Below are 2,360 nucleotides of genomic sequence, written 5' to 3'. Positions count from 1 at the left end.
TGGGTAAACGTAGGGGTATTGATGGGTAAACGTAGGGGTATTGATGGGTAAACGTAGTAGAATACTCTCTGTATGCCTTGCTGTGTGGGCTTCTTAGTGTGTCTAAAAGCATTTAAAAGCATTTAAAAACCTTAAAAGCCCATTTCCACCATGAAAATTGCCCTATGTTTTCGCTTTGCTCAAACTTTTTTGACTAAGCAAGCTTAGTCGAGGGGCAATTTCTGCAAACGGAGGGAAAGAAATCAAAGATTTAAAAAGAAATAAGCAAGGATACACAGAGGGGACTTTTTCACTATCGTGCAAAATTCTCACTCTGTGCCTTGTAAGGGAGGCTTCGCCCCCCTTAACCCCCCAAAAGCAACTATGAACTCGCTTCGCTCGTATTTTTTCAAAAGAAAAAGCATTCGATAGTAAAAATTATCGAGTAGCCAATATTTCTAAAAGCTGTTTTTCAGAAATAGTAATGAGCGAATTTTGATTACTTCGCTCGTAGACACTCGCTAATCGATATTATTCAAAATAAAAAACCTAATAAGTTCTTTTTTTAAATAAAGATTCTTATATTTTTTTAATAGAGGTAATTTTGCAATCTTTATATCTACTTTGTACTATTTCACGAGCTTCACTTTCGGAAGCAGCATTAACAGATGTATTTCCCGATGCTATTCCAGATCGACTTCCATTGGGGTTATATCGAACATAACTATATGATATTAAATATTTATTCATTAATAAAAAACCTTTTTCCTTGAAGTACTATAAATCAATAATCTTTTTAATTAACCACCGTCATAGCCACAATTTGAACAACCCCAACCACTTTTGTATGTATCTTCACCGCAGTTAATACAAGTATTGAAACCACCATATTCACCTAGATTAATAGGAGTTTTTTTTATAAGAGAGAACACTTTAACTATCCTTTTAAATATTTGAGAATTAATTATATTTTTATTAGTTAAAAACTAAAACATTTTTTCCTAAGGAAACGCACTTATTTGGTTCAAGACTAAAATTCGATCTTCAGGATTTTCATTTCTGAAAAGCAGTGAAGTAATAATGCGCTTACCGGTTTTTTGTAGACCTAAAAAAATTATACCAAAGCCTTTTAATTTATTTTCCAATTGTTCAGCTATGTCTAATGAGTTTTAAAAAGCGTCACTATTTCAGTAGTGACGCTTTTTAAAACGATGGCTAGAAAAGGGATACAGAGGAAAATTCCACGTGATTGCCACGTGACAGAAAATTTTTGCAGAGCAAAACGCACCCATTGGACTCAATGGCTAAGTGCGCCCTTCGGGAAAAACCAATTACAACTAAAAATTAGTTTTTCTTGCTGTAGTCGGTTTCCGTTTTCAACGCTGTGAAAATTCGTTTTGCTGTTTGCTCATCCGCTTTTTCAGGATTTCTTAGGATATTACCAATCCAATTTGCAAAGGTTGGATAGTCGGGGAAGTTACTCAAGTCTGAAATACTGCCTAATTTGCACAGAATCATGCTGTATTTTGCGATCTGAGGCTCTGTAAGGGGTTTTATCGTGTCTAGGTCATTCGTGGCTATTTTTGGCGTTTCTGTAGCAATTTCGGCTTGTTTGGGCTTCTTCTGCTTAAACTTGAATGAGAATCCCGTAATCACTCGCCCTTTTTTGTGCTGTTCGTAGGTTGCTGTAATGTCGGTATGATCATTGATCTGCTTGAGTGCTAGCTCAATAACTCGCATCTTTAAGTTATCTGTTCTCGTGTATTCAGTATCTAAAACACCTATTCGTTTTCTAAATTCGCCTAATTCAATAATGGGGGTTTTTCCTGTTGTGCGCCAACAAATCAATAATTCATACATACGGACAGCATAGGCACTCGATAAACCGCTAATTTGCTCAATATCGTACTGGGTGAATTGTTCCTCCAGTCTTGTAATTAATGGAACAACCGCAGGGGCAAAAATAACTTCAACCGTTGCAGTTTCATCAATGTAAGCAATTTGACTGACCCAACGACTTGTAATATTTGCACGTCCACGTTCTCGTTTTTCTTGGTAGCTAAACTGACGAGCAAATAAGTCCTTACAGGCATCTTTTAAAGCTTGATATGCCGTTGTTCTGTGTACACCAAATTGGTTGATATAACTCTCTGCATGAACGGTTAGAGGATCATTGGCATTGATTCCTTTGCCTGATTCTCTAGCCTCAAGGATAGCTAAGAGAATTAAACGCTGTTCAACGAGATCCAAGTTGTAACTAGCGTTCATTAGGGCGTTATCTTTTACTATTAATTCGCTCATAACCTACAATTATTTTTTTGAAGTTATTACTACATTAAAATAACTTGTAGTAATGCGCAAGGTAAACGTAGGGGTATTGA

The 2,360-nt window shown here is 36.1% G+C and carries 1 protein-coding gene; it reads right to left on the bottom strand.

Features of this window, described 5'->3' with window-relative positions:
* Positions 1 to 1,323 precede the first annotated feature (1,323 nt).
* Positions 1,324 to 2,280 carry a replication initiation protein RepM gene (gene repM, locus D7V20_RS18870; protein ID WP_087739066.1) on the bottom strand — a complete coding sequence of 319 codons (957 nt, stop codon included), beginning with the start codon at positions 2,278 to 2,280 and terminating at the stop codon, positions 1,324 to 1,326.
* Between the last annotated feature and the right edge of the window lie 80 nt (positions 2,281 to 2,360).

The sequence above is a fragment of the Acinetobacter rongchengensis genome (assembly GCF_003611475.1).
In the GTDB taxonomy this organism is placed as follows: domain Bacteria; phylum Pseudomonadota; class Gammaproteobacteria; order Pseudomonadales; family Moraxellaceae; genus Acinetobacter; species Acinetobacter rongchengensis.
Note: the sequence above shows the minus strand (reverse complement) of the source record. Positions and strands in the feature narration are given on the sequence as shown.

What these genes read in the sequence shown, in the direction of transcription:
- repM (WP_087739066.1), bottom strand. Translation starts at nt 2,280, where the DNA reads ATGAGCGAATTAATAGTAAAAGATAACGCCCTAATGAACGCTAGTTAC.